The organism is Stenotrophomonas sp. GD03777 (assembly GCF_029842485.1).
In the GTDB taxonomy this organism is placed as follows: domain Bacteria; phylum Pseudomonadota; class Gammaproteobacteria; order Xanthomonadales; family Xanthomonadaceae; genus Stenotrophomonas; species Stenotrophomonas sepilia.
This window is the reverse complement of the sequence record NZ_JAOCGL010000141.1, coordinates 1-8,148: the sequence shown is the minus strand read 5'-3', so window position 1 is coordinate 8,148 and position 8,148 is coordinate 1. Positions and strand designations below refer to the sequence as shown.

Annotated in this window: 5 protein-coding genes; 1 reads left to right on the top strand and 4 read right to left on the bottom strand. The window is 65.8% G+C overall.

Annotated elements, in window-relative coordinates; all coding sequences use genetic code 11:
• Positions 1-195: 195 nt before the first annotated feature.
• From ybaL to N5E02_RS19170, 4 genes are all read right to left on the bottom strand, one after another.
• Positions 196-1,893, bottom strand: a complete 1,698-nt coding sequence (gene ybaL / locus N5E02_RS19185) for a YbaL family putative K(+) efflux transporter (protein ID WP_065178909.1) — start codon at positions 1,891-1,893, stop codon at positions 196-198.
• A 192-nt stretch (positions 1,894-2,085) separates the two neighbouring features.
• A complete protein-coding gene (locus N5E02_RS19180; RefSeq protein ID WP_005418536.1) occupies positions 2,086-2,967 on the bottom strand; it encodes an XVIPCD domain-containing protein in 882 nt (293 codons plus the stop codon).
• 9 nt (positions 2,968-2,976) lie between these two features.
• Positions 2,977-3,285, bottom strand: coding sequence for a hypothetical protein (locus N5E02_RS19175; RefSeq protein WP_005418535.1), 309 nt, complete (start codon positions 3,283-3,285; stop codon positions 2,977-2,979).
• A 278-nt stretch (positions 3,286-3,563) separates the two neighbouring features.
• On the bottom strand, positions 3,564-5,951 hold the full coding sequence (locus N5E02_RS19170; RefSeq protein ID WP_279946617.1) for a TonB-dependent receptor: 2,388 nt from the start codon (positions 5,949-5,951) through the stop codon (positions 3,564-3,566).
• A 334-nt stretch (positions 5,952-6,285) separates the two neighbouring features.
• Between N5E02_RS19170 and N5E02_RS19165 the strand changes: the two genes are divergently transcribed.
• Positions 6,286-8,148: ABC-F family ATP-binding cassette domain-containing protein (locus N5E02_RS19165; RefSeq protein WP_005418533.1), on the top strand; the 1,863-nt coding region annotated here is incomplete at its 3' end.

Sequence of the window (8,148 nt, the reverse complement as noted above, 5' to 3'; positions counted from 1 at the left end):
AACCCCGGTCTTGCCGTGTGCGCAGGATTGCGCACACGAGCAAGCGGCGACCGAGCTTACATGGACGTACTTGCAGCGGCCGCTGCAAGCGGACCCACCCCGCGATCCCACGGAATGCCAGCTTTTGCTCTTGTCGTTGCCGTTGCCGTTGTTTGGGCAGGTGCAGGGCTGCAAGCCCTGCCGCAAGCACACCCCTCATACAACAGGAATGTTGTGCTGCCTCAGGTTCCGGTACGGCGGCGTGGACATGATCATCTCCGCCAGCGAATAGGCCAGCTCGCGCTCGGCCATCACCGTGCCATCGGCACCGTGCTCCAGCAGATGCTTCACTTCCGCATCGCTGTGCGCACGTGCCAGCAGGGTCAGGTCCGGGTTGATCGCACGCAGCTTGGCCAGTGCCTCGCCGGCTTCCAGCGGCTGTGGGATCGCCAGCACTGCGATCTTGGCCCGCTCCGGATGGGCCTCGGCCAGCACCCGGTCGGCGGCGGCGCTGCCACGGATCGCTGCCAGGCCCCTGGCGTGCGCCTGCTCGACGTGCTCCTTGTTGTCATCGATCACCAGCACCGGCACGCCGCGATCGCGCAGTACCTGGGCCAGCTCGCTGCCCACCCGGCCATAGCCGATCACGATGGCATGGTCATGCAGGTCGCGCGACGGGCCGGTCGCCTCCTCTGGCTCCGGCGTTTGCGGCTGCTTTTCCTGTTTGGCCTGCCATCGGTCGAGCAGGCCGAACACCAGCGGGTTGAGCATGATCGATACCAGCGCGCCGGCCAGCACCAGCGACTGGCCTTCCTTCGGCAGGATCTGCAGCGCCACGCCGAGGCCGGCGATGATGAAGGCGAACTCGCCGATCTGGGCGAGGCTGGCCGAGATGGTCAGCGCAGTGCTGGTCGGGTGGCCGAACGCACGCACGATGAAGAACGCGGCTGCCGACTTGCCGAACATGATGATCAGCACCGTGGCCAGCACCTGCCACGGATGCTGGACGAGGATGTTGGGGTCGAACAGCATGCCGACCGAGACGAAGAACAACACCGCGAACGCATCGCGCAGCGGCAGCGAATCGTGCGCGGCCTTGTGGCTCAGTTCCGATTCGTTGAGCAGCATGCCGGCGAAGAACGCGCCCAGCGCGAACGAGACGCCGAACAGCATCGCCGAGCCGAACGCCACCCCCAGCGCGATTGCCAGCACCGACAGGGTGAACAGTTCGCGCGAACCGGTACCGGCGATACGTTCGAGGATCCAAGGGATGACCCGGCGCCCGACCACCAGCATCACCGCCACGAACAGGCCCAGCTGCACGAAGGTCCAGCCGATGTCGGCCAGCACGCTGCCCAGCGAGTGCGACTCCTTGGCCGCGTCGGGGCCGAACACACCGGCCATCACCGGCATCATCACCAGTGCCAGCACGCAGGCCAGGTCTTCCACGATCAGCCAGCCGACCGCGATCTTGCCGCGCATGGTTTCCAGCAGACGGCGTTCCTCCATCGCCCGCAGCAGTACTACGGTACTGGCCGTGGCCAGCGAGAAACCAAAGATGACGCCGTGAATGGCCGGCCAGCCCATCAGCGAGGCCACGCCCCAGCCGAGCAGGGTGGCCACCGCGATCTGGCCGATGGCGCCGGGGATGGCGATGGCCTTGACCGCCATCAGGTCCTTCAGCGAGAAGTGCAGGCCGACGCCGAACATCAGCAGCATCACGCCCAGTTCGGCCAGCTGGTTGGCCAGCGCCTGGTCGGCGACGAAGCCGGGGGTGAACGGGCCTACGCAGATGCCAGCAACCAGGTAACCGACCAGGGGAGACAAGCGGAGCTTGTTGGCCAGCGCGCCGAAGATGAAGGCGAGCCCCAGGCCAACGGCCACGATGTTGATCAGGTCGGTGTCATGGTGCATCGGCACTCGCAGGAAATCGGGGGTGCCCCGATTTTCACCGATGAGGCCAGATACGGCAAACCCGGCCAGCGTATCGGATCGTTGCGTGGGCGGCTTGTACGGGCGAGATATCAAGCCTTGTTGAGAGATGGCAGGCCCTGGCGGGCCGAATGGTGCCTACCTATGGGGGGCTCCAGGCGTAGCCGTCGATGATCACACCATCTGCCGGCGCTGGGTCTCTTCAAGGGCAGGCTCGGCCTGCTGCGGCGAGGCGGCCAACTGCTTGTCCAACTGATGAATCTGCCGCAGCGACTCCGCAACGGATGGCTGAAGGGCCGTTTCAATGTTGATGGGGGCACGCAGATGGCCCGGGTCATCCAAGGCTCCTTGAATGACGAAGATGTTCTCCGGCCTTGGGGGCTGACCAGTCGGCAAGCCCAATACCACATGGTCGATCCGTTCCAGACCTTGTGCCCGGGCAAGTTGGGTGAGGCTGGCCGCCATGCGTTGGCTGGATTCATCAGATGTGCGACCCAGCGATGCGTCCAGCGCATGGACGCCGGCGAGTGCCTGCTGGTGAAGCGATGCCGAGGCATCGCTCAGCGATGGGATGCTGGTTTCCGGCCGTTCGGTTGCCGGTTGCGGCTGCGAAGGACTGGTGGGCCGCACGCGCTCTGCCTTGCGAATGGACTCGATCAGCTCCCGCGGCGTATCGGTGAACAGCAGTTCGCCTGCATCCAGGGACTGCCCAGTAACCTTGTTCACGGTACTGGTCGCCCACGATGCGCAGGTATTGCCATATGACCAGGTGACATTTTCGCCCAAGGCCTGGTCAAGTCGCTTGACCTGCTCGGGAGTCAATTCGTAATAGCGTGAGGCCGAAGATGTGGCCCGGGCTTCCATGCCTTCGCGGATGTCCGAACCTGGGCCATTGTCCTCAACGAGTGGATGGTTGTCTGGCCACAGGCCATGGAACGTCGTATGGCCGTTTCGCGTCACCGAGATCCAGGCGTGGCCGTCCACGAACTGATTGAACGACCCCTGTGTATTGGGGTCTACGTGACTATGGATGCCGAGGACGACCTTGTCGCTCATGGAATGCCCTTACGGAAAAATCTGTGTTTCGCCATCGGCGTACAGCATCACCACGCGCGGCGCCATCAAGGGAATTTCCTGACGGGCCGGGCCAGCAGGTCCGGGCTTCACGTCGCGCCGCAGCATGGTTGTGCATTGGCCGGATATGGGACAGCGATCGACAACGACTTTCATGGTGTCCCCTTCCACGACATAGCTCATCCCTGCCGCGTAATACATGCTTTCCATCGGTTCATTGAACTGGACCTGGAGCTTCGACGCGGAGAGCTGGGTGACGACGACCGGCTCAAGGCTCGATTTGGAATAGCTGGGTTTCACGTGATCTCCTGAACACCCTGACAGGGGGGCCGCCAGCGCAACCCACGCGAGCGCAGCGTACACATGGCGGCGAGTGATGCAGGCTCTCGTCACGGAGCGGCTCCTTCGTTGGTCCGCTGATTATGCACGGGACGGCCTATGAGGCGCGTGCAACAGAGCACAGCCTGGAAACCGGGTGCAGGAGCTGGCAACGTATACGGTCAGGACCGCGCCTGCCCCGAGGTCGCCGGCGGGTGTGTGGAGCAGCGCCGGGCAGGGCACGGCGCCCCCATTACCGCTTACCAGGTGTACTTGATCCGCCCGTACACATACGCGCCGTTGAAGCCGAACGGCGAGTAGTTGCTGTACGGCAGCATGCCGAAGGTGGAGTTCTGCAGGTCTTCGGTGCGGTCCGGGTACTTGTCCAGCAGGTTGTCGGCGCCCACGGTCAGGGTCCAGTTGCTGCTCGGCTTGTAGCTGGCCGAGGCATCCACCACCCAGGCATCGCCGTAGGTCTGGTCGCGCAGCGCGGTTGCCGAGTTGCGCACGGTGAACTTGCCGTAGCGGGTTGCGGCCAGGCCCAGTTCCCAGTGGTCCGAACGCCAGGTGCCGCTCAGGATCGCCTTGTCGCGCGGGTAGCTGTCCTCGATGCGACCGATCTCATCACGGCCGATCAGCGACTGGGTCAGGCCCAGGGTGCCGAACACCGCCGGAGTGCCGCCGACACGGCGCACTTCGGTGTCGTTGTAGCTGTAGGCGGCGGTCAGCTCCAGGCTGCTGGCGCTGAATGGCACCGTGTAGCTGGACACGAAGTCGACGCCGCGGGTGCGCGTATCCAGGCCGTTGGTGAAGTACGAGAACGCGGTCACCTGCGGCAGGCCGAGGGTGCCCAGCAGCGCGCTGGTGGCGGCGTTGGTGGTGATGCTGGACGACAGCGCGATGCGGTCATCGATGTCGATCTGGTACGCATCGACGGTGATGTACAGACGGTCGACCGGCTGCAGTACCAGGCCCAGGCTGTAGGAGGTGGAGGTTTCGGCCTTCAACGGCGAGGCACCCAGCGCCTGCGCGGCCGGGCTGGTGGTCGGGAAGGTGCCGCGTTCAACGAACACGCCATTGAGGAACTGGCTGGTGACCGCCTGGTAGCCCTGCTGCGCCAGCGACGGTGCACGGAAGCCGCTGGAGGCGGTGGCACGCAGCGCGACCTTGTCGGTGAACGCATAGCGCGCCGACAGCTTGCCGGAGAAGCGGTCGCTGAAGTCCGAGTAGTCCTCGTAGCGGCCGGTGATGCCGGCCGAGAACTTCTCGGTCAGGTCCGCTTCCAGGCCCGCATAGACCGCGTAGTTGTGGCGGTCGGCATGCACTTCATTGGTCGGGGTGAAGCCGGCGAAGCCCTGCGCGCCGCTGCCGGTGTACGAGTTCAGTTCGCCCGGGTTCTGGTCCCACTTCTCCTTGCGGTACTCACCGCCGAAGGACAGCGTGACCGGGTAGGCAAGGCCCCAGTCCAGCGACTTGGTCAGGTCGGCGTTGAAGATGTCCTGCTGGTACTTCAGCGTGCCGTCGTAGAACGAGCGCGGGCTGGTCGCACCGAGGCTGTAGTTGATGCTGTTGCGGGTGTGGAAATCGAGGGTGTTCTCGCCGTGGTTCAGGCTCAGGTCCCAGGTCCAGCCGCTGTCGGTGTTGCCCTTGACCCCGGCCACCAGCGAGCGGTCCTTGGAATACTGGTTGATCTCCGGCACGTAGCCGTCCGGATAGGTCTGCGCCAGCAGCGCGCTCTGCCCGCTGTGGTTGCGCGAACGGTAGAACGCAAACGAGGTGATGTCGCGATTGCTGAGCAGCGCGCTGGCGTAGCCGGTCACGTGGTCGCTGAAGTCGAAGCTGGCGTTGGCCGACGCAGCAGTGGCATCCACGCGCGGGTCGCCGACGATGAAGGTCTTCTGGCCGATGCTGGGGAAGTTGCCGGTGTTCGGCGTGGTGCCGCGGTACGGGCCGGCGCGGTTGCTTTCATCCTGCTGGCTGATCTGGCCGGCCACGTGCACGCGGCCTCGGCCGTTGCCGAACTCGACGCCGGTATCGCCGGAAAGCTGGTACTTGTTGCCGTCGCCGGCGGAGTACTGGCCGTAGTCCACGGCCAGGCTGCCGCCACTGCCGCTGCCCTTGAGCACGATGTTGATGACGCCGGCAATGGCGTCCGAGCCGTACTGCGCCGACGCGCCGTCGCGCAGCACTTCCACGCGCTCGATCGCGGCGATCGGGATCGCGTTGATGTCCACCGCTGACGAGCCACGACCGATGCTGCCGTTGACGTTGATCATCGCTGAGGTGTGGCGGCGCTTGCCGTTGACCAGCACCAGCACCTGGTCCGGCGACAGGCCGCGCAGTTGCGCTGGGCGCACGCCGCTGGTGCCGTCGGTCAGCGCCGGGCGCGGGAAGTTCAGTGAGGGCAGGGCGCGTGAAAGGGCGGTGGCCAGTTCGCTGGTGCCGGTGGACTGCAGCGCTTCGGGGGTGATGATGTCGATCGGCGACTGCGATTCGGCGACGGTGCGGTCGGCCACGCGGGTGCCGGTGACGATCACGGTGTCCAGGGTATTGGCGGCGGTGCCGGCCTGCTGGGCGGCGGCGACGAACGGAGAGCCACCGAGTGCGACAGCGACGGCGGCGGCGATCAGGCTGGTCTTGCGGGTCATCGGGATGGGCTCCGGTTGGCGGGGGCGGCACCGGAATCGACATCACGGGGGTGAGGCGGACGGCGGTTGTTGCGGTGCGCAATACAGCAATTAACGGGATATTCAGTGCCTGTCAAATGCCGGTCATCGGAAAAAACGTTGCAGCAGCAACCATTTAGCCCGGACAGGCATCGGCGGGGAGGAGACCCGGGACGCGCGCGGCGAGGACGTGGGAGAGAGGAACGTCGGCCACTGCGCATCCCGGGACGCGTCAAGTATTCGTTAACGCTAGAATTGCGTCGCAGGAACAGTGCTCACCAGCACATTCCATCCGGTTATATGGACCCCTTCCCCGATGATCTCCCTTCGTAATTTCGCCTTGCGCCGCGGCGAGCGGCTGCTGTTGTCCAATGTCGACCTGACCCTGCACGCCGGTTACCGGGTAGGTGTGGTCGGCCGCAACGGTGCTGGCAAATCCAGCCTGTTCGCGGCGGTGAAGGGCGAACTGGAGGCCGACAAGGGTGACGTCGACCTGCCCGGCAAGGTCCGTATCGCCAGCGTGGCCCAGGAAACCCCGTCGCTGCCGGACCCGGCGCTGAGCTTCGTGCTGGGCGGCGATACCGAGGTGGCCGCGGTGCTGGCCGAAGAGGCCGAGGCGACCGCCCGCGAAGACTGGGAGGCGGTGGCCAACGCACACACGAAGATGGCCGAGATGGGCGCCTACGACGCCGAAGCGCGCGCCGGCAAGCTGTTGCACGGCCTTGGTTTCCCGGCCGAGACCCACCACCGCGCGGTGTCCTCGTTCTCCGGTGGCTGGCGCGTGCGCCTGAACCTGGCCCGCGCGCTGATGATGCCCAGCGACCTGCTGCTGCTCGACGAACCGACCAACCACCTCGATCTGGACGCGGTGTACTGGCTGGAACAGTGGCTGCTGAAGTACCCGGGCACCCTGCTGCTGATCTCGCATGACCGCGAGTTCCTCGACAACGTGGCCACCCACACCCTGCACCTGCACGGCGGCGGCGCCAAGCTCTACCCGGGCGGCTACACCGATTTCGAGCGCCAGCGCGCCGAACAGCTGCGCCAGCAGCAGATCGCGCACGAGAAGGAGCAGGCCGAGCGTGCCCACCTGCAGAGTTTCATCGACCGCTTCAAGGCGCAGGCCAGCAAGGCCGCGCAGGCGCAGAGCCGCATGAAGCGCCTGGCCAAGCTGGCCGGCACCGAAGCGGTGCGCGCCGAACGCGAGTTCCGCATCGAGTTCGCGCCGCCGGCCAAGCTGCCGTTCTCGCTGATCCGCCTGAATCACGTCGAGGCCGGCTATGGCCAGGACGCAGTGATCCTGCACAACGTCGGCTTCGGCCTGGAAGCGGGCCAGCGCATTGGCCTGCTCGGCCCGAACGGCGCCGGCAAGACCACCCTGGTGAAGACCCTGGTGGGTGAACTGGCGCCGATCGTCGGTGAGCGCATGGCGCACCCGGACCTGAAGATCGGCTACTTCGCCCAGCACACGGTGGAGTCGCTGCACGAAGGCCAGTCGCCGATGGAGCACTTCCGCGAGATTGCGCCGGATGCGCCGAACCAGTCGTTCCGCGATTTCCTTGGCAAGTGGAATTTCCCCGGCGACCGTGCGTTCGAGCCGGTCGATGGTTTCTCCGGTGGCGAGCGCGCGCGCCTGGCGCTGGCGCTGATCGCCTGGCAGCAGCCGAACGTGCTGCTGCTGGACGAACCGACCAACCACCTTGACCTGGAAATGCGCGAAGCGCTGGCCGAAGCGCTGGCCACCTTCGAAGGCGCGATCGTGATGGTCTCGCATGACCGCCACCTGATCGGCCTGGTCTGCGATACCTACTGGCGCGTGGCCGATGGCGTGGTCGAGCCGTTCGACGGTGACCTGGATGCATACGCCGCGTGGCTGCGCACCCGTCCGCAGGCGCAGGGCACGAAGGCCCGCATGGAGCAGGTGGAAGAGCCGGTGGTGGTCAAGACCGCCCCGGTGGCACAGGTGGTGCAGAAGAAGCCCGTGAACCCGCACAAGCTGGCCGCCGCCGAGGCCAAGGTGGCCGAGCTGGAAGGTGTGCTGGCCGAGCTGGACCGCCAACTCGCCGACCCGGCCAACTATGCCGATGCCAGCCGCATGGCGGTGATCGGCCGTGACCGCGAAACCGCTGCCGCGCAGCTGGAAAAGGCCGAAGCGGCCTGGATGGAACTGCTCGAGTCC